This is a genomic window from Clostridium sp. TW13, assembly GCF_024345225.1.
In the GTDB taxonomy this organism is placed as follows: Bacteria; Bacillota; Clostridia; order Clostridiales; family Clostridiaceae; genus Inconstantimicrobium; species Inconstantimicrobium mannanitabidum.
The window spans coordinates 3,007,450-3,027,979 of record NZ_BROD01000001.1 but is presented as its reverse complement, the minus strand read 5'-3'; the positions used below and the strand labels follow the sequence as shown (position 1 = coordinate 3,027,979).

The following is a 20,530-nucleotide window of genomic DNA, read 5'->3' as shown; positions in this document are numbered from 1 at the left end:
AGTGATTATGTTTATGATAAAATGATAATAATATAATATAAACAAAGGAGGCTATATAATGATTTCTTTTGGAAATGATGAATTAAATAAATTAACATTACCAATGAACATAGTGAGAATGTTAACAACTATAAATGAATATAAAGGAAAGCAAGATTTGTATAAAAAACAATCTCCTCAAATATTAAACACACTTAAAGATGTAGCAATTATACAAAGTGCAGAATCATCTAACAGAATAGAAGGTATTTACACGTCTAATAAAAGATTGCGTGAAATAATGGATAATAAAATAGAGCCAAGGGATAGAAGTGAGAGTGAAATAGCTGGGTATAGAGATGTATTAAATACTATTCATAGTGATTTTGATGCTATACCGGTAAAATCACCTGTATTGTTACAGTTACATAGAGATTTATACAAATTTTCATCAGCTAAAGGTGGAAGTTATAAAAATACAGATAATGTGATTGAAGAAATATTGCCTAACGGAACTAAGTATATAAGATTTAAGCCTGTAGATGCTTTTAGTACTCCAAGTTACATGGAGAAGCTTTGTGAAGAATATAGGAAGGAGATTGCAAAGGAAGAGGTAGAACCACTAGTTTTAATAGCGGCATTTATATTAGATTTTCTTTGCATCCATCCTTTTAATGATGGAAATGGTAGAATGTCTAGATTATTAACACTTTTACTTTTGTATCAAAGTGGTTTTGATGTTGGAAGATTTATTAGTTTAGAAAAAATTATTGAGGATAGTAAAGAAACTTACTATGAAGCGCTTAATAAATCATCAATGTTATGGCATGATGGAAAGAATAATTTATATATATGGCTTGAGTATTTTCTTGGAATTATTATAAAAGCATATAAGGAATTAGAGGATAGAGTAGGATGTATTGAAAACACTAAGGGCAGTAAGAGTGAAAGAGTAGAAATGGCTGTAGAAGGTAAATTGGGCTATTTTACTAAGAATGAAATAAGAACTATATGCCCTGATGTGGGAGAAGCCACTATAAATAGAGTGTTTGAAAAATTGAGAATTGAAGGAAAAATAGAAGCCGTAGGTAAGGGAAGAAATTCTAAGTGGAGAAAACTATAGGGGGTAAAATGAATTCATATATAGAGATGATTAATCAGGCCATAGAATATATTGAAGAAAATATTGATGGAGAAACTAAACTCTGCGATATATCAAAACAATTTTATATTTCAGAATATCATTTTGAACGGATATTTAGAGCAGTTATAGGGACAAGCTTAAAAAATTATATTATTGGGAGGAAGTTAACAAAAGCATTTTATAGAGTAATTTCATCCGATGATTTAATAATTAATATATCTATGGATTATGGATTCAAATATCCTGAAGTATTTAGTAGAGCGTTTAAAAGACAATTTGGAATATCACCACAAAAATGCCGTAAAGATATGATAAGAGTTAATACTATTGAAAAGGCTAATATAATTAATAGGGAATTTGTAAGTTGTCCTAGGGGATTAACACTAAAAGTAGAATATGTGTATTTGGAAACGATAAGATTAAAAGGAATACTTATGGATGTTGATATTAATGAGGTAGGCTATGAGTCTATAATAAGAAATAGAAGTGAGACGTTTATTGATAAGATTAGCAATATCAATAATTTAAATTATGATAAATTTTATAGTATGGTTAATTGGTTAGACTATGAAAGTGGTAATTATAATATTTTTTCAGGGATAGAAAGTAATGAAGGCGACAATTTAAAACATTGCACAGGTAGGATAATAAATGGTGGGTGGTTTGCAAGGTTCAACTACAATGGTGAGATGTTAGAAATATGCACTACATTATTGAATGATTTATTCAAATGGATAGCTGTAAATGAAGTGAAATTAAATTCAAATGATGTTGGAATTATTTCAGTATATGATAAAAATTATTTTGATAGTAGTGAGGTGCACATATTAATCCCTGTTGTTATAGCTGATTTATCCGATAGCTAGCATCCGGAACACTCCAACTTTATATGAAACTCCTCTTCCTAAAGTCAGATGAGTACTCACAGAGTAAGCGACCATCATCAAATCATAGATTCGAGATGTCTGCTTAAGTTGGAGATAACGGCTGTACGCTCCTAGAGGGGGTACCCCTTGAGGGTGTAAGTTCAACTAAGATTCAGATGGGAATAGAACCTCACCTGAATCAAGTTTCACTTGATAGCAAGAAATGTCATGAAGAGTAGAGTCTCCTAAGTTAATATATTTATTAATCAAGGGATTTTATTTTCCAAAGAACATGAAAGGGATGAGTTAAAATGAGTACCTCAATTTTTTATTTTTCAGGAACCGGAAATTCATTTATGGTTGCAAAAAAATTAGCTAATAATTTTGAAAACGCTGATATTGTTCCAATTTCAGAAACAGTGCTAAATGAAAAAATACATACCGAGTCTGATTGCATAGGTATAGTATTTCCTATATATATTTATGGAATACCATCAATCATTTCAAAATTTATAAGTAAATTAGATGAATCTTTTAAAGATAAATATATTTTTGCAGTAGCAACATATAAATCGCAGCCTGGTGGAGCGCTTTTATTATTAAAAAGAAAGTTAAAAGAAGTTGAAATAAATATTTCAGCTGGATTTAATATATGCATGCCAGGAAATAACATAATATATTACAAAGCAGAGCCAATTAGTATTCAAAATAAAAAATTTTTATTAGTAGAGAAAAAAATAGATGAAATTATTGAAATAATAAATAATAGAAGCATTAATATTATTGAACGAGGAGGATTTTTTCAAAGGTTTTTAGGTACTAAAATAATACATGGATTAGCTACAAAATCTTTTTACAAATTGGATAAGAATTATTGGGTAAATGATAATTGTTCAGGTTGCGGCTTATGTGAAAAGATATGTCCTGTTAAAAATATTAATATTAATAATGGAAAACCAACATGGAATCATAGGTGTGAACAGTGCGTAGCATGTTTAAATTTATGTCCCAAACAAGCGATACAGTATAATAAAAGTACAATTAATAAATTACGATATAAAAATCCTTATATTGAAACAAATGAGTTATTTAAATAGACAAATAGCAGGAGCTAAATGAGTTATAAGATTTAATATTTGGTTTAAATAAAGAAAGGAAAAAGGTTATGTTATCATATTTAGAAAACTATAGACAAGCTAGATTAAGGAATTGGGTAGTTATTCCTATTATACTCTTTAGTTCAATGCTTTTATTTTTTATAATATCTTGGCTTTTAATGCCTTCCCCCAATAATACAAATAATTGTTATATTGCAGGCTTAGCAGTAGTCTATCTATGCATGGATTTATTTATTGCAGTGAAATTTGTACATCACGCTGCAACCACTAGAAATCTTTATAAGTTTTTGGAGGAAGGAGATAAAAGAGGATTAAAATTTTATGTTATTTTAGTTTTTATATCATTAATAGGTGTGATTTTATGTTTTTGTAATATACCTTCAGATGAAATTTTAAAGTCAAAGGAGTTTATACTTGAAACTGTATTTCTGATAGTTATTGTTGATCTTTTATTTGTGATCAATTTCTTTTCACTAAAAAAAGAAATTCCTAAGTTTAAAAATATGATTAAATCCTTATCTGAAACGGAAGAACAAAAATTAAAGAAAGAAATTATGACTTTAAAGGATTATGATGATTTTAGATTTACAAAAAACTTTTTGATTAAATTTACGCCTTTTGCATGTGCAGCTATTGATTATAATGATATTATGAAGGGTTCAATTAAATATATCCCTCCTTCAAGGGGGAACAATAAGGGGTGTTATTTTATCAAAATATATGATAAAAATTCTAGATCCTTAGGTAGTATTAGGATTATGTGTGATAAAAATGTTAAAAATGACTTTAAGACCTTAATAGAAACTTTAAAATTAAAATGCAGTAATATTTCATTAAAGTTTAGTCGTAATTTTTTCTGGCCAAAATAAGTGAGTATGATGTAGAAATGATTTAAACACATTTTATGTTGATACGTGATGCTTATCTTTGGACAACCAAAATAAATATATTATGATTAAATGTTAAAAAGAAAAATCGTCTCATTGCATCACAGAATGGTATAAGATATTCTTTATTTATAGGAGGTGCTTGATTATGGCAAATGAAGATACGAAAGATTTTAATGCTATGCTGAATGACAGTAAAGACATGCCTAAAATTCAAATTATCACAGATAAAAAAAGTATTGAAAGATATGGTGGAGAAAGAATGTATTTTGCACCACCAATAGACTATGACCAAGTTATGAAGTTAATTCCTTATGGAAAAGTTATAACAGTAGGAGAAATTAGAAAATATTTTGCAAAAATAAGTGGTGCAGATTTTACAGAACCTATTACTGCTGGTATTTTTGTTTCTATTGCGGCATGGGCAAGTGAGCAGAGGAATGAAGATAAAACCTCTTATTGGCGAACACTAAAAGCTCAAGGAGAATTGAATCCAAAATATCCTGGCGGCATTGAAGCGCAGAAAGTAAAGTTAGAAGCAGAAGGTCATACTATTATTCAACGTGGTAGAACAAATATAAAGTATTTTGTTAAAGACTATCAAAATACTTTATATAATTTGAGTTAGTAGTCAAATTTTACATTAAGGTATCTTGAAAAAATAAGCTGGTCCAAAAAGATATTTTATAGGCAAAGTATAGCAAACAATTATAGATGGATAAATCCATCTATAATTGTTTGCTATATAAGAATATGCTTTATTCACTACATTTCTTTATCAAATTTGCAACGATAATAAATACCATATCCTATGACAAATAAATACGCAGAAACTAAAAGAAGAACAGCTGCCATATCAATGCCCATCAAAGCGAAAGTAAGCATTAAAGCTCCAAATACATATATCATCATATCATAGGCTTTAGCTTTTGCACAATTTCCAATAGCAACATTACGTTCGTCCTGTTTTTCAATTTTAATTTGTTTCTCAACATCGGGATGATTTTTAAATGTTCTACGACTGATAACTTCTCCCATGCCATGACCAAAAATTCCACAGCCCAATCCTACACACACATATGGTAATGCTCTCATTATCCCTTGTGGGGCAATAATTGTTTTAATTAAATATAACCCTATACATAATAGTAGCAATCCCAATGCCACTGCAAAGTAATTTGTAATATTTTTTTTCATTTTATTTCTTCCTCCTCATAAATAAAAATTTCTTCTATAGTCATATTGAAATATTTTGCAATTTTAAATGCTAATACAATTGAAGGATTGTATCTTCCGTTTTCTAGTGAACCAATTGTTTGCCTGGAGACTTCAAGAGCCGCTGCTAATTCTTCTTGCTTTATGCCATGTTTTTTCCGTATTTCTTCTAAACGATTTTTCATATTTTCACCTCTTTAATGTAAAGCTTGCTTTCCATACTTAAATAATACTATTACATTTTATGGATGTCAAGCTAACTTTCCATAAAAAAATATGAGAATAAATAAATTCATATTATGGATCAAGTTTTAATTGCATTTGTTACAAATACAATTTTTTAATCTATGTCAATATATTTAGAGCTATTACTCTAAATATATTGACATAGGTATTTTTTGGTATTAGAATTAGAGTACAAACTCTAATTCTAATATTTGGTTTTGCTTTTTATAGAAAATGAGAGCTTTTTTAAATTTTATTCAACTTAGATAGAAATTGCTCAAATGGAATCAGTTGAATTATATAGAGGAGGATAATGTATATATGCATGAACCTAAGCAAAAACGAAGTATGGAGACACGACGAAAGATTTTAGATACAGCCTTTGAACTTTTCTGTAAAAATGGTTATTTTAAAACTAGCACAAATGAAATTGCAAAAACGGCGAATATTTCTATAGGTAATCTGTATTTTTATTTTAAGGATAAGGATACAATTTTCTTTGAGATAATCAACCTATATAATGAATCTTTTCTTAATGTTCATGAAGAATTTTATAATGACATGAAGAAATTTCAAGATGATCCTAATATATGGATGCATGAATTAATGAATAGCATAATTCAAATTCATGAAAAATCTAAGGAATTAAATAGAGAAATTTATATACTTAGATTCAGTAAACCAGAAGTAGAGAATTTGATGCAAAAACAGCATGAGCAAATTAAGAAGATAGTGTTTGATTATATTCAGTATTTTAAAGATAAAATTAAAATTCAGGATACTGAAGCAGCAATAACTGTAATTTTGGCATTCTTTAATTCAGTAGTGGATGAGATTATCTGGTCAAAGAATAAAATAGAGAGAGAACGTATTTTAAGAGAAGCAGAGAATGCAGTTGAAAAATATCTCTTTTATTAATTAAGAAATAGTAAAACAGAGAGGCTTAACATACAATAAAAAAATATATATTTATGAAACAGATATACAAAGAGAGTGACTGGTAAATTTTGAAAAATCAAATCCTGAGAATTTAAAAGGTTGGTAAGAGAAAGTTTAATAAAGCTTCATAAATAAGGAAGGATAATAGTAACGATGAAAAATAAATGTAAGAGGCTAATTTATATCAATGAATATGTATCAATTAATGGAATAGAACAATTTTTGTTTCATCTAGGAACAAGCTATGATAATCCAGTAATGCTTTATTTGCACGGAGGACCAGGTTCAGCTGAATCCCTACTCACAGGTGCTTTTCAAGAAAAATGGGAAGAAATCTATACTGTAGTTCATTGGGATCAGCGTGGGGCAGGAAAAACACTGACCCAAAATCCTAATAAGTTGCCTACAATTGATTTGATGTTGCAAGATTTGTATGAGGTTGTTCAATATCTTAAGAAAAAATATAGCAAGCAGAAGATAGTTTTGCTTGGCCATAGTTGGGGAAGCATTTTGGGATCTTTATTTATTAAGAAGTATCCTGAAGATATAGCATATTATATAGGTGCTGCACAGGTTATTGATATAGTTGAAAATGAGAAGGTAGGCTATAATAAAGTTAAAGAACTTATTGAACAAGCAGATGATAAAAGGTCTTTAAAAAAACTTGAGGGCATAGGTGAATATCCTGGAAATAAAATTGACTTTGGTAAAGAATTTTTGAAGAAATGTAATGTGGTTCGAAAGCTCCAGGGCAAATATAAAATAGGTCTAGAGTTGAGGTTTTCTATTTGGATTGCTATGTTAAAAAGCCCTATTTTCAACTTTTTAGATATTATATCATTTATCAAGATACCTAAGGCAAATGAGAATGTTCTTAAATTTCTAGTTAATTTCGATTTGTGTAACGAATCATTAGAATATAGAGTACCAATATATTATGTCTTAGGTGGATGTGACTGGCAGGCACCATATATTATTGCACAAAATTATTTTGAACAGATAAATGCTCCCTATAAAAAGATTTATATTATTCCAAATGCGGGGCACTTCCTAATGCTTGATCAACCTGGTTTGTTTTTTGATACATTATCAGAAATTAATAAAATTGAAGAGAAAGCTCTGACATAATTTATTTGTTGTGTTTTTTATAGCCTTCACCGTCTTTAATTTACAAGCAAAACAAATTATACAACATCTATAAAATAGTAGCGATCCAATTGTGATTAGAAGATACTATTTTTTTTGATTTTTCTAATAAGTTTTTATTCATCAGTATGCAGAAATTCAAAAGCTCCATTCAAAAAAGAATATTGAGTTTCTTCTTCTCTTATTTTGTTTACAATTAAATTAAAGCTATTTTTATAGGTAAAAATACAACATTATAAGTTCAAGGTAAAAAATATTTTCATATGAAATATATGTAAAAAATGTTATAATGTAATGCGTGATTTAGTGTTAATCTATCTTATAAATAATAATTTGTAAGGGAGATTTACTAATGGATATTTATATAGGGGGATTTTATATATGGAAACAATGATTAAGGAGTTTAGAAGCAAATCTCTTTCAGGAAATACAATTAAAATAATTGCAATTATAGCGATGATAATTGATCATGTTGGTTGGGCATTTGTTAATACAGATACCAGCAGTGCAGCGGTTATGCATACTATTGGCAAAATTACAGCTCCTATTATGTGTTATTTTATAGCAGAAGGTAATCATTATTCTAAGAATCGAAGTAAGTATGTAGAAAGGCTAGCCCTTTTTGCTTTAATATCGCATATTCCCTATAATATTTTTGTAAATGGAGGGAAAATTGCTTTATTTCCAACCAGTGTTATATTTACATTAATGTGTGGACTGTTAGCACTGATAGCATTTGAGAAGATTGAAAATAAGCCACTTAAGATTATTTTAATTTTACTTTTAATTCTCATGACTTATCAGGCTGATTGGGCAATATTTGGAGTGTTGTTTGTCTTAGCTTTTGGTATTTTTTATGGGAATCCAAAAAAACAAATGATTTCATTTACTATCTTAAGTTTGTGCAAAGTAATCTATGGATCATTTATAGATGGGGGATTAAACTTTTATATGATTGTTCCAAGGGTTTTGAGTCCTATCATAGTTATTTTATTATTATCTTTGTATAATGGAACAAAGGGTGGTTCAAAGTATTCTAAATGGGCTTTTTATGTAATATATCCACTACAATTTCTTGTTATAGGAGCTATTGCACTACTAGTTGGCAGGGTATGAACAAGAACTTTAGATTCCAATTTATAATTTAATAGATGGAAAATTTAAAAATAAATTCACTGTAAGTTTTAGATTAAGACTTACAGTGAATTTATTTAGATTTTAAGCTTAGTTCCTTCATTAGAGTATGATATCTACCTAATTTTTCATCTATTTTAGTAAGGGTATGCTTTAAATCTGAAATTTGATTTTCTACTCTTTCTCTGTGTATAAGTAGCATTTTTTCTCTGTCTGGAAGCGTTGAATTTCCTTCTGCCATAAGTTCTGAATACTGTTGTAACTCATTTAAAGGCATGCCTGTATTTTTAACTTTAATCAAAAAGAATATCCATTCTATATCAAAATCAGAATAAACTCTATAACCATTTTCATCACGGGAAACATTTTTAATTAATTGTTGCTTTTCATAAAAACGTAAAGTATGTTCACTTAGGCCAGTTAATTTAGCAACTTCTTTAATATTTAATCCGTTTTTCAATTTCTATAAGCCTCCTTAAAATTAGTCATTTTATATGTATTAATAAACATTATATTAACATTAAAATTAAAAAATAAAAAGCTTGCCTTAGAGAAAACTCTAAGGTTTATACTAAAGAAGTCTTAAGAATGTATGTACTTGTTAGTGAAAAAAATAATTAATTTATAGGAGGACGTTTTATATGAAGGTTATAGGAATAAATGGGAGTGCACGTAAAGGAGGAAATACATCTATTATTATAAAAAGCATATTTTCAGAATTGAAAAAAAGTGGAATTGAAACTGAGTTAATAGAACTAGCAGATAAATCAGTAAAAGGTTGTATTGGATGTTTTTGTTGTAATGGGAGAAAACAATGCGTAGTAAAAGATGATTTTTTTAATGATTGTTTTAACAAAATGGTCCATGCAGATGGAATTATACTTGGATCTCCGGTATATTCAGCAGATATAACCTCTAAAATGAAAGCCTTTCTTGAACGTGCTGGAGTAGTTGTTGCAACTAATCCAGGGATGTTAAAACATAAAGTAGGGGCTTCTGTTGTGCCTGTACGTCGTGGAGGGGGAATGACAGCAGTAGATACTTTAAATCATTTCTTACTAAATAAAGAAGTGCTTGTAGTTGGTTCAACTTATTGGAATATGGTTTATGGAAAAGATATAGGTGATGTTATTAATGATGATGAAGGCATGAGGAATATGAAAAACTTAGGAGAAAATATGGCATGGTTAATGGGAAAATTAAGTTGTTAAAAAGCATATATTCCAATGCTGAATAGTGTAAGATTAAGCCACCCGTAAAACGAGTGGCTCTGATTAATTATTGAAATTTAGTATATATTTTCAAACAAAACTCAAGTTTATTCTCCTTTGTATGATTTCGACAACATACTTTTTTCTGAATCATCATCAAACATATTAAAATAGTCTAGGATTTCTATACCAAAATCTATAAAAGATCGTCCTTTAGCGGTAATAATATTTTCATGTCTTACCACTTTTCTTTCTGAATAGTTTTGACGAGGGAATGGGTCCTTGAGTTCATTTTCTTTATAATAATCTTCGCCTAAAGTTGTTGTGTATAAATGATTATCTAATACTCCTGATTTAGCCAGAAACTCTGGAGCGGCACATATTGCACAAATTAATTTTTTTTCTTTATGCATCTTTTGTATTAGCTCAATTAGTTCAGGCGTACATGTTCTTTCAAAGCCTCCCGGGATAATTAATGCGTCTACATCATCAAGAGAAATGGCTTCTTTAACTGTCATTTCAGGAATGTACTGAAGATTTGAAGAAGCTCTAATTGGTGTCTTTTCATAACCAATGCTAATGAATTCCTTATCTGGATTCCATCCTAACATGTGACAGGTCAAAGTAATTTCAAAGTCTGCCATACTTTCATAAACAAAACATAGTATTTTTCTCATTGTAATCTCCTCTTTAGGTGATAAGCATTACAGTACAGTACTTTGTTCACAGGGTTAAAGGAAAAAAGAAGTCTATAAAAAAATCACCGTATAATTTATTTTTGTAACTTTTATTGCCATAAAATCGCCTCCTTTTATAAAATTTAACCTTGTTACCATTATATCACAGAAAAGTATGGAATCAATAAAAAGCTACTTACTCAGCTAATCTTTGTTGGTTGCTTACTCTTTTTGATTCTAATTACTATATCAAAACCAAGAAATTTAATTGAAGTATATGCTATACTGTAATTAGCAACAAATTTGAGTAATAGTAAATAGAAATTTGCGAGGGATGATGATATGTCAATAACAGAAAAATACCAGTATTATGAAAAGTATGGACATATTCGATATTTTTATTCTGATCGCTGTTGGAATAATGAAAGTTTGAAAAAGTTTAACCATAATAAAATTTTGGCACGTGAATTAGTTACTTTTGATTGCGGGTTAATGGATATGCAAGAGGTTGAAAAGAAGCAAATTAAATTCGATTTGCCAAGAGGACAACAACTCTTAGCAGTTATTATTCGACCAGAGATAGAACCTAATTATTTATTAGAAAATGATAACTTCATATTTTGTGGATATGATCTTGTAGAAGCAACAACTTATATCAGTGCAATAACAAACTGTGGAGCTGGATATGAAGAAGTGATTAGCTATAAAACATTAAATGAGTATGGTTTAATTTCAGCATATCGTGAAGCAGTTAACACACAATTATCTTTAAGTGAAAAATACCCAGATGAAAATCATGCTTATTGCGAAATAGTTGAAATATGGAGAATGGTTTAATTTTTTAGTGCTTAACTCCTAATTAAAATAAAAGTTTAATTAGGAGTTAAGCACTAATTTTCGTTGGAGTAATGTTTTTATATACCTTATATTTCAATTAAATTCTATAAAATTTCTTGAAAAATACATTCTTATAGTTCAATTTTAAATCAAAGAATCAGGCAACTTGTCCACCAAAACTTAGTACATATCTTATATGGCCCATATCCTAAATAAATTATATTTTTAAAATTCAAGCAAATTATTTAAGGATTATTTAATAATTGGTAATTTATAATGAATTCATAGTTAGTAAATAATTTATGGAGGACAATTTATGTTTTTTAGAATATTAAAGAAAGATTTAAAGCGAAAGAAATCAATGAATATTATTCTTTTAATATTTATTATATTAGCAACTACCTTCTTATCAAGTAGTGTGAATAACTTAATCTCAATATCACAGTCTGTTGATTATTTTATGGATAAAGCCAAAACACCAGACTACATTATCTCAACTTATGAGAGAGCAAAAAGTAAAGATTTTGACAATTGGATAAATACTTCTAAGTTTATAAAGTCTTATGATATTGATAGAAGCACAATGCTATCTAAGGATAATATTAAGATAAAAGATGATAGTAAAACTCGAGAATTCCAGCCTTTTGGAGAGACTTTACTTCAAACGCAACCAAAGAAGTATGGAAAAATACTTGATGATAATGGAGAAGAAATTAATTTAAAGTCAGGAGAAATTGCTTTTTCATTAGCAGAGAAAAACAAGAACAATTTGAAAGTTGGAGACAAAATAATCATTACACTAGGAAATATCAAAAAAGAATTTTCAATAAAACTGTTCACTAAGGATGCTATTTTCGGATCAAGCATGAATGAAATGAAAAGAGTTCTTATAAGTGATGAAGATTATGAAGTTTTCAAATCCTGTAAAGAAGCAGGGGTTATTAATAATTATTATATTATGTCGGATGATACAACTGCTTTGGATAAGGAATTTAGAGGGATAGATTGTAATACAATAATTAGCGTTGATAAATCTCTAGTTCACAAAACTTTTATTTTAGATATGCTTCCATCTGCAATTTTAATTATAGTAAGTCTTTGTCTTATATTAATTTCATTTTTAATTTTAAGATTTACAATAGTTTTTACTCTACAAGATGACTTTAAAGAGATAGGGATTATGAAGGCTATTGGACTTAAGAATTTTGATATTAAAAAGGTTTATTTAATAAAGTACATCGCAATAACATTGATTGGTGTAGTAGTTGGATTTGGCATGGGTTTCCCATTCGGTAATATGCTATTAAAGCAATCTTCAGGAAATATTTTAATGAAAGCTTCTAGCGGAAATATCTTTGTTAATATAGCATGTTCTGTTTTAGTAGTATTAATAGTTCTTTTATTCTGCTATACATGCACAAGAAAATTAAATAAGTTTTCAGCCATAGATGCAATTAGAAATGGCAGTACAGGAGAGAGCTTTAAGGGTAAATTAAGAATGAAGCTTAAGAACCATAAAAATATTAAAGCGCCACTTTTCATTGCTTTAAATGATATTTCATGTAACTTCAAGAGATTTATAGTGTTAATCCTAACCTTTTGCATCGGAACAGTGTTGATTATTATTCCTTTGAATGCAATAAATACTTTAAAGGATGCAAGCATAATTAAGATATTTGGTATTGATTATAGTGATGTATTAATTGAAACTGATAAAATGGATAAATACACAAATGGAGCTACTAGAGAAGAATATTTAAAAGATATGCACAATTTAGAAAAGAGCTTTAAAGATAGTGGAGTAGATATAAAAGTTTATGGAGAGGTAATGTATAGACTTAAATTTAATGCTGGAGATAAAGATAATGTTCTTACATTAATGTCATTTCAATCTCAAGAAAGTGATACCAATAATTATAATGTATTAAAAGGCAGCATGCCTAAATTAAATAATGAAGTAGCTATAACTGAAACTGTAGCTAAAAAATTAAATCTTTCTATTGGAGATACAATTTATGTACAGATAGGTAAGGAAGAGAAACCATTAATAGTAAGTGGGTTGTATGAAAGTATGATTAATTTGGGGCAATCAGCAAGATTAAGTCCTAAAATGAATATAGATTTCAGATATTTGGCGATGATGTCTCCTTTTCAAGGTAATTTTAAAGGAAATGTAGATTCTCAAACATTAGTAAATAAATTGAAAGATAAGTATCCAAACTATTCAATTAAAACTTCACAGGAATATGTTTCGAGATATATAGGGAGCAGCCTAGATCAGCTTGATGCTATGAAAAATCTAATTGTAGCAATAGTAATAGGTATCAATGCCTTAATAACAATTCTAATGATGAAAACTTTTATTAGTAAGGAAAAAGGGGAAATAGCAATGCTAAAAAGTATTGGCTTTAGAAATAGTTCAATTAGATTTTGGCAGTCAGCTAGAATAAATATAGTTCTTGTAGTTGCAATTATTTTAGGAATTATATTATCAAAGTTCCTTGGGCCTATAACAGCAGGGCAGGTATTTGCAGCTATGGGAGTGCATAATATTCAGTTTAAGGTGCAGGCCTTAGAAGTGTATGTGTTATATCCGATTATACTGCTTGTAGTAACTACAGTTATTGCTTATCTAACAGCTGAAGCTGTTAAAAAAGTAGATTTAAAAGAAATTAATAATATGGAATAAGGTAGGGATTTGAGATGAATTCATTAAAAGTTATAGATTTATGTAAAACTTATATTATAAATAAAAGACAAAATAATATTTTGAGAAATATAAACTTTGAAATTAATGCAGGTGAAATGGTTGCGATAATGGGACCAAGCGGTTCTGGTAAATCAACACTTCTTTACGTGACAAGCGGAATGGATAATTTAACTGCAGGAAAAGTAGATTACTTTGGAAAAGAAATTAGTACTCTTACAGCAAATCAAATGAGTGATTTAAGACTTGATGAAATGGGATTTATTTTTCAACAAATGCATATGTTAAAAAATCTCTCAATATATGATAATATTATATTACTAGCATATCAGTCAAAAAAAGGAAGAGATAAAAAAGAAGTTAATGACAGGGCAAGAGAATTGATGCACAAGCTTGGAATAAGTGAAATTGCAGAAAATGATACAAATGAGGTTTCAGGTGGACAACTTCAGAGAGCTTGCATTTGCAGAAGCTTAATTAACTCCCCAAAGATGATTTTTGCTGATGAGCCTACAGGGGCCTTAAATCAACAAAATTCCAAGGAAGTTATGAGAGAGCTTAATAGAATTAATCAAGAAGGGACCACTATTATGCTTGTTACTCATGATATGAAGGTCGCAACTAAGTGCGATAAAATAATGTATATTGAGGATGGCTCAATAAAAGGAAATATTGATTTGGGCAAATTTATTGATGAGAATAGTTTTAAGGATAGAGAAAGGAAGGTTAGCAATTGGCTAATGGAGATGGGATGGTAATATGGTAGATCTACTTCTAGTAGAGGATAATTTAGAACTTGCAGATTTGATTTGTACTTTTTTAAAAAAGGATGGTTTTAGTATTATAAATGTGGACAGTGGGGAAAAAGCAGTAGAATTTTTTGAAGATAATGTTGCTAAGATTGTACTTTTAGATATAATGCTTCCTGGTATAGATGGTTTTACAGTGTGCTCTAGTATAAGAGAAAATCATAATACCCCAATTATAATAATGAGTGCAAAGGTGGATAAAGAGGATAAAATTAATGGTTTTGCATTGGGGGCTGATGATTATATTGAAAAGCCAGTAGATGTTGATATCTTAAGTGCAAAGATTTCAGCATTAATGAAAAGAAACTATGAGCTTAAAGCGAAACGTACAATTGTGAATTCTGGTGCTATTTCAATTAATAAAGAAGCAAAGGAAGTATACCTTAATGGAAAGATGTTAAATATGACCACTAAGGAGTTTGAATTATTACTTTTATTTGTAGAGAATCCAGGCAAAGCGTTAAAAAAGGATTATATATTTAATAAAATTTGGGGATCAGAAAGTTTTAGTGAAGATCAAACCTTAACTGTCCATGTAAAGATGCTTAGGGATAAGATTGAAGATAATCCTAAAAAGCCAAAAAGGATTCTGACTCAATGGGGAGTAGGTTATAAATATGAAGAAATTTGATAGAGTAATTGCTAGTGTAATAGTTCTTTATTTAGTAAGTTCACTTGCAATACTTGGTTTGATTCAGAAAAACAATGAACAATTAAGTAGTGAATATAAAGTTGAAATAAATAGAATATATTTAGGCTTAGTAGAGGGGGAATCCTTTACTGAGCCTAATTTAGAATCTTATAAATATGTAAAGTCAGTGCTTTTTTTATCTAAATCAGAAACCACAAACAAGAATGTTGCAGATAAGTTTTATAAAAGCATAAATGGAGTACAATATGAAGTTAAACCTTGGTATAATGGAGAAAAATTTTTAGGCTATTTAAGATTTAATTATGTGCTTGAAAATTCAAATAACAATATTTTATTAGGTATAGAATTTATATTATTTATCTTTTCAGCCATAATAATTTCAATTCTATTGTATGTTAGAAATTCAATTATTAGGCCCTTCAATATCCTAAGTGAAATGCCTTATGAATTATCAAAAGGGAATTTAAAGGAAGATATTAAAGAAAACAAAGGTAGATATTTTGGGAAGTTTACTTGGGGAATTAATGTACTTAGGGAAAATTTGGATCATCATAAGATAAAAGAGCTTAAACTTGAAAAGGAAAAGAAACTCTTGTTGCTTTCAATTTCACATGATATAAAAACACCGCTAAATACAATAAAACTTTATGCCAAGGCAATAGAAGAAGAGGTTTATGATACTAATGAGAGAAAGATATTAGCAGCAAAGCAAATACAAGAAAAATCATTAGAAATAGAAAATTTCGTAAAGGAGATAATAAAAACTTCTAGTGAGGATATTCTTGAAATTGAAGTTAAAGATAGTGAATTTTACTTAAAGGATTTAATTGATAAAGTAATTGTGACTTATAAAGAAAAGTGTATGCTAAAAATGATAGATTTCATTGTACAAGACTATCATAATAAACTAATCAAAGGTGATTTGGACAGAGCCTTTGAAGTTATAGGAAATATAATAGAAAATGCCTTTAAGTATGGTGATGGCAAAGAAATAAAGATATCTTTTTATGAAGAAGATTATTGTCAGCTTATTAAGATATACAATAGTGGAGAAAAGATAAGTCAAAATGAATTCAATCATATTTTTGATAGCTTTTATAGGGCTAGCAATGCAAAAGATAAACAAGGAAATGGACTTGGTCTTTATATCTGCAAGTATATAATGCAAAAGATGGATGGAGATATTTTTGCAGAGTATGAAAGTGAAGGTATGAGTTTCACACTAGTATTAAGATAAAGAATCAATGAAAGTTCTAAGCTATAGTAGTAATAATAAGCTATTACTGTTATAATAAATTAATCTTTATGATGAAGATTAATTTATATATGAAAAGAGAGTAGGTTTATGATAGAAGAAAATTTAGAGAAAAAGATAAATAAATTAGATGGAGACATTGCAGCATTAAGAAGAGCAAAGTATTATTTATCTAATAAAGAAGAAATTAATGAAATTATTGATGAGTTAAATAAAGAAAGACAAATTTATTCAGATGAAATTTATCTTGAGGATGGAAGAGCATATAGAGAATGTCTTGAGGTAATACAAGAATTAGTAAATAAAGAGCTAGGTAAAAATGAGCAAATTGAATTGCTAGAAGTTATAAAAGAGCATCATGGCAGAAAGTGCCCTAACGTAAGTAAGAATAGTTATGGACTTAATGCATGGCTTAAATATTTAGATATAGAATGTCAATGGATTGATAATGAAAATAGTGAATGGTCAACATTAATTATAACTGGGTTTATACCTCGTATACAAAACTAGAATATATCATAGAACCCACAAAGATCTAAAGTTTGGATTTTTGTGGGTTGTTTTATTTGAATAGCAAAATACTTATAATTATTATAAATAGCAAATCCAAATATACGTCGAATATAAAACTTTGTATTTTCAGATGCCTTGTGTTAATAAAGATTGGTGTTATTATAAAAGTAAATAGAAAGAGGGGAAGCATTACTTTGGAAAAAGAAGAGGTTGAATTATTACCATCAGGACTTGTAACGTGTTTTTTAGATGATAGAGAAGTACGCATATTGAAAATATCTCCTGAAAGGTTAACTGTGCGTGTGGCAGAAGAAATATGTAACATGGATTGTATAAGAGTAATGTTTTATATATTTGATGAAAATAGATACAGAGAAGTAATAATTAAAAACTATAAGATTATAGCAAAAACACAAGGCAATTTTAGTTTTACATATGTTTTTTCAATTGAAGCACAAGAATATTCAGATAACGTAAGAAACATATTTAAAAAATATTCAAACTACATTATGGCTAAAGCTTTTGGTGATGAAAATGAGTTTTCAAAAGAAATGGTTGGATATCCTGCAGAATTGGATTATGAATTTTATAAGTATTATTCAGAACAAAAGAAAGATTGGATGTCAGGATTAAATTATTCAGGATGGAATGAGGATATCATTGACTCAATAGAATTAGCTATTACTTTAGATAATGATATTTTATATGAACAGTATATGCAAAAAAATATAGCAGAATTTAAGAGTGATTACTTGAAACAAAACTTTGCAGAGAATCATAAGTTGTTTCAAAAAGATATCACAAGACTTTATATTGGCAATGAGTTTTGTCATAATTTATTTCCCAAAATTGATTTATTGATGAGTATGCTTCAAAAGGCCAAGGAAGAGCAATTGCAAGTCACGTTATGTTTTACATATATGAGAGACAATTACATAGAAAAAACAAAGAGTGTTATAGAAAAAGTATATAATTGGTGTAGAGAAAACGACAGGATTATAGAGATTGTAATAAATGATTTTGGAATGATAAGGTTAGTTGAAGATAAAACGGATTATTTTAGATTGTCTTTGGGAGTTTTATTAAATAAAAGAAAAAAAGATCCAAGATATATTTACAAAAATGGGTTTGCTCAAGAATTAATAGGAAAGAATAATCTCAACATTTCAATTTATAGTAAGTTTCTTAAAGAATATAAAATAGAGCGCTACGAATATGAAAGTTGTGGATATAGGACTTCTATTGCAGATGGTTACCATAGTTTACATATGCCTTTTTATCAAACCAACACGTCACAATATTGTCCTCTATATGCGATGTGCACAACTATGGATAGAGGAAATCAAAAGCTTATAACTCATTGCCCTAAGTATTGTAAGGATTATGTATTTGCTTATCCAAAGCATTTAAAAATGGTTGGAAGATATAATTCTTTATTTGCCTTTGATGATACAATGCTTAAAAATCCAAAGGAATTAGAATATTATATAAATAGTGGTATAGATAGAGTTGTCTTAAATTTTGTATAATATATAGATTATAATAAATGCTGTGTGTTTTGGAGTATAGCTTATGTATAATTTAGAACCAATAGGAGTTATGGAGGTAGTTACATTCAGTATCTGTATAGAACTGTTCCATAATAATGTTGGTGGACAAGTTACAAAAATTCGACAAAATTTTCACCAACATTTAGGTGGAATAGTTCTATATGGACATATGATTAACACATATACCTACATAGGTACTTAAATAATGATGTATTGCAAAATATAATATCAAGTGAAACTTGATTCAGGTGGGGTGTATCCCCATCTGAATCTTAGTTGAACTTATCCAGGAGCGTGCAGCCGTTATCTCCAACTTAAAGAAGTTGGAGTGTTACGGATGCTAGATATCGGATAAAATAAGTTGGTAACAGATGCAGTGGAACGGGATTGAAGTAATTATGTATTTTTAAAATGAAAAATATGATGTACATATAAATTATGAAGAATGCAATAAAAAACTAGATAGTAGTTAAAATGAAAAAATTTTATATAAACATCTGCATAGTATGTGCTTAGGAGGTTATTAAAGTATAGTGAAAATAGTAGCAGGACTTGGATGTATTGATGATTATATAACACTGGTGAAGGCAGGAACAGACGAAGTGTTTTGTGGATATGTTCCTTATGAGTGGAATAAAAAATACAGCAGCGTATTTCCGTTAAATAGAAGAGAGGTGCTTTATTATAATATTCAGATAGGTTCTTTTGAGGATATGAAAATACTTAGAAAAATGGTTGATGTATATAAGGTGCCAGTAAGTATAACTTTTAATTATTTATACTATCTTGAAGAACAATATGAAATGATAGCTAACATGATAAAGAATCTTATAGATATTGGTTTTAGAGATTTTATTATTGCAGATATTGCTCTTATATTGTATTTGAAAGAAAAGGATATACAATGTTCAATACATTTAAGTGGAGAATGCGCTGAATTGAATCAGTTATCCATTGATTTCTTTAATAAGTTGAATATATCTCGTTACATATTTCATAGAAAAAATACAATTGAGGATATGAGTTCATGCATAAGCAATAACAAGGTGAAAAATCTTCAATACGAAGCATTTATCTTAAACGAGAGATGCCATTATACCGGGGCATTTTGCAATTCATTGCATTGTGATGAATTGATTCATTTATGTAAAATGCCATATCAGTTATCAAAATTAAGTGCACAAGCTAATAATTTTAAAGAGGTTGATAGTAAGCTTGAATTTTATTATAAGGAGCTAGAAAATCAGGAAAATGAAGAAGATTTGAATACAGAAGATAGAGAATGTGTAGAAAGTGGAGAGGAAATAGCAGAGTCATACGTTCTTGGTAGTACAGGTTGTGGACTATGCTCTTTGAGAAAATTGAAAGAAGCAGGCATTACACATTTAAAAGTAGTTGGAAGAGGAAATTCCATTGAGAATATGGAAAAGGACGTTAGAAATCTAAAGAGGGCTATTGATATTCTAAGTGATATTGAAGATAGTAAGGCTTATGAGGATAAAGTAAAAGATAAGTTGTTTAATGATAAATGCAGTGGTCAATGCTATTATTAATTAGTGAGCATTCTATAAATATGAACGTCAAAGTTGTAATGCATATAAAGGAGAACAAAATCTAAAATGATACCTATAGACTGGACACATGAAAAAAAGTGTTTAGCCTGTAG

General features: G+C 28.8%; 22 protein-coding genes. 18 read left to right on the top strand and 4 right to left on the bottom strand.

The window, feature by feature from the left end; translation table 11 throughout:
- The first annotated feature begins 58 nt into the window (after positions 1-58).
- The 5 genes from OCU47_RS14305 to OCU47_RS14285 all read left to right on the top strand — a co-directional run bounded on the left by OCU47_RS14305 (position 59) and on the right by OCU47_RS14285 (position 4,622).
- A complete protein-coding gene (locus OCU47_RS14305) occupies positions 59-1,102 on the top strand; it encodes a Fic family protein (protein ID WP_261829284.1) in 1,044 nt (347 codons plus the stop codon).
- An 8-nt stretch (positions 1,103-1,110) separates the two neighbouring features.
- Positions 1,111-1,989 (top strand): helix-turn-helix domain-containing protein, encoded by an 879-nt coding sequence (locus tag OCU47_RS14300; protein WP_261829283.1) that lies wholly within the window; start codon positions 1,111-1,113, stop codon positions 1,987-1,989.
- Between the two features lie 311 nt (positions 1,990-2,300).
- Positions 2,301-3,086: an EFR1 family ferrodoxin gene (locus tag OCU47_RS14295; protein ID WP_261829282.1), complete on the top strand. Its 786-nt coding sequence runs from the start codon at positions 2,301-2,303 to the stop codon at positions 3,084-3,086.
- 68 nt (positions 3,087-3,154) lie between these two features.
- Positions 3,155-3,976, top strand: a complete 822-nt coding sequence (locus OCU47_RS14290) for a hypothetical protein (RefSeq protein ID WP_261829281.1) — start codon at positions 3,155-3,157, stop codon at positions 3,974-3,976.
- 166 nt (positions 3,977-4,142) lie between these two features.
- A complete protein-coding gene (locus OCU47_RS14285; RefSeq protein ID WP_261829280.1) occupies positions 4,143-4,622 on the top strand; it encodes an MGMT family protein in 480 nt (159 codons plus the stop codon).
- Positions 4,623-4,759: 137 nt separating this feature from the next.
- Here OCU47_RS14285 and OCU47_RS14280 read toward each other — a convergent pair whose 3' ends face one another.
- Together OCU47_RS14280 and OCU47_RS14275 are read right to left on the bottom strand one after the other, a co-directional pair.
- Positions 4,760-5,191 (bottom strand): DUF6442 family protein, encoded by a 432-nt coding sequence (locus OCU47_RS14280; protein WP_261829279.1) that lies wholly within the window; start codon positions 5,189-5,191, stop codon positions 4,760-4,762.
- Entirely contained in the window at positions 5,188-5,394 is a 207-nt protein-coding gene (locus tag OCU47_RS14275) for a helix-turn-helix transcriptional regulator (RefSeq protein ID WP_261829278.1), read from the bottom strand. The genes OCU47_RS14280 and OCU47_RS14275 overlap by 4 nt, the downstream gene beginning before the upstream one ends.
- A 361-nt stretch (positions 5,395-5,755) precedes the next feature.
- Between OCU47_RS14275 and OCU47_RS14270 the strand changes: the two genes are divergently transcribed.
- The 3 genes from OCU47_RS14270 to OCU47_RS14260 all read left to right on the top strand — a co-directional run bounded on the left by OCU47_RS14270 (position 5,756) and on the right by OCU47_RS14260 (position 8,635).
- Positions 5,756-6,352 (top strand): TetR/AcrR family transcriptional regulator, encoded by a 597-nt coding sequence (locus OCU47_RS14270; RefSeq protein WP_261829277.1) that lies wholly within the window; start codon positions 5,756-5,758, stop codon positions 6,350-6,352.
- Positions 6,353-6,526: 174 nt separating this feature from the next.
- Positions 6,527-7,501, top strand: coding sequence for an alpha/beta fold hydrolase (locus OCU47_RS14265; protein WP_261829276.1), 975 nt, complete (start codon positions 6,527-6,529; stop codon positions 7,499-7,501).
- A gap of 399 nt (positions 7,502-7,900) precedes the next feature.
- Positions 7,901-8,635: a conjugal transfer protein TraX gene (locus OCU47_RS14260; protein ID WP_261829275.1), complete on the top strand. Its 735-nt coding sequence runs from the start codon at positions 7,901-7,903 to the stop codon at positions 8,633-8,635.
- A gap of 91 nt (positions 8,636-8,726) precedes the next feature.
- Here the strand turns inward: OCU47_RS14260 and OCU47_RS14255 are convergent, their stop codons facing one another.
- Positions 8,727-9,113, bottom strand: coding sequence for a MerR family transcriptional regulator (locus OCU47_RS14255; protein ID WP_261829274.1), 387 nt, complete (start codon positions 9,111-9,113; stop codon positions 8,727-8,729).
- Positions 9,114-9,294: 181 nt separating this feature from the next.
- On the opposite strand from OCU47_RS14255, the gene OCU47_RS14250 reads away from it, so the two are divergent.
- Positions 9,295-9,864 carry a flavodoxin family protein gene (locus tag OCU47_RS14250; protein ID WP_261829273.1) on the top strand — a complete coding sequence of 190 codons (570 nt, stop codon included), beginning with the start codon at positions 9,295-9,297 and terminating at the stop codon, positions 9,862-9,864.
- A 107-nt stretch (positions 9,865-9,971) separates the two neighbouring features.
- On the opposite strand, the gene OCU47_RS14245 is transcribed toward OCU47_RS14250, so the two are convergent.
- The gene (locus OCU47_RS14245) at positions 9,972-10,541 is read right to left on the bottom strand and encodes a DJ-1/PfpI family protein (RefSeq protein ID WP_261829272.1); all 570 of its coding nucleotides are present in this window, start codon (positions 10,539-10,541) and stop codon (positions 9,972-9,974) included.
- A gap of 342 nt (positions 10,542-10,883) precedes the next feature.
- Between OCU47_RS14245 and OCU47_RS14240 the strand changes: the two genes are divergently transcribed.
- The 9 genes from OCU47_RS14240 to OCU47_RS14200 all read left to right on the top strand — a co-directional run bounded on the left by OCU47_RS14240 (position 10,884) and on the right by OCU47_RS14200 (position 20,417).
- Positions 10,884-11,378: a hypothetical protein gene (locus tag OCU47_RS14240; RefSeq protein WP_261829271.1), complete on the top strand. Its 495-nt coding sequence runs from the start codon at positions 10,884-10,886 to the stop codon at positions 11,376-11,378.
- A gap of 316 nt (positions 11,379-11,694) precedes the next feature.
- Positions 11,695-14,067 (top strand): ABC transporter permease, encoded by a 2,373-nt coding sequence (locus OCU47_RS14235; RefSeq protein ID WP_261829270.1) that lies wholly within the window; start codon positions 11,695-11,697, stop codon positions 14,065-14,067.
- 14 nt (positions 14,068-14,081) lie between these two features.
- A complete protein-coding gene (locus OCU47_RS14230) occupies positions 14,082-14,843 on the top strand; it encodes an ABC transporter ATP-binding protein (protein WP_261829269.1) in 762 nt (253 codons plus the stop codon).
- A gap of 1 nt (position 14,844) precedes the next feature.
- Entirely contained in the window at positions 14,845-15,525 is a 681-nt protein-coding gene (locus OCU47_RS14225) for a response regulator transcription factor (RefSeq protein ID WP_261829268.1), read from the top strand.
- Positions 15,512-16,783: a sensor histidine kinase gene (locus tag OCU47_RS14220; protein ID WP_261829267.1), complete on the top strand. Its 1,272-nt coding sequence runs from the start codon at positions 15,512-15,514 to the stop codon at positions 16,781-16,783. The genes OCU47_RS14225 and OCU47_RS14220 overlap by 14 nt, the downstream gene beginning before the upstream one ends.
- A gap of 108 nt (positions 16,784-16,891) precedes the next feature.
- Positions 16,892-17,311 carry a hypothetical protein gene (locus OCU47_RS14215; protein WP_261829266.1) on the top strand — a complete coding sequence of 140 codons (420 nt, stop codon included), beginning with the start codon at positions 16,892-16,894 and terminating at the stop codon, positions 17,309-17,311.
- 197 nt (positions 17,312-17,508) lie between these two features.
- Complete coding sequence (locus tag OCU47_RS14210) at positions 17,509-18,843, top strand: hypothetical protein (RefSeq protein ID WP_261829265.1); 1,335 nt, start codon at positions 17,509-17,511, stop codon at positions 18,841-18,843.
- A 43-nt stretch (positions 18,844-18,886) separates the two neighbouring features.
- Positions 18,887-19,066 (top strand): hypothetical protein, encoded by a 180-nt coding sequence (locus tag OCU47_RS14205; protein ID WP_261829264.1) that lies wholly within the window; start codon positions 18,887-18,889, stop codon positions 19,064-19,066.
- 331 nt (positions 19,067-19,397) lie between these two features.
- Positions 19,398-20,417 (top strand): U32 family peptidase, encoded by a 1,020-nt coding sequence (locus tag OCU47_RS14200; RefSeq protein ID WP_261829263.1) that lies wholly within the window; start codon positions 19,398-19,400, stop codon positions 20,415-20,417.
- Positions 20,418-20,530 lie beyond the last annotated feature (113 nt).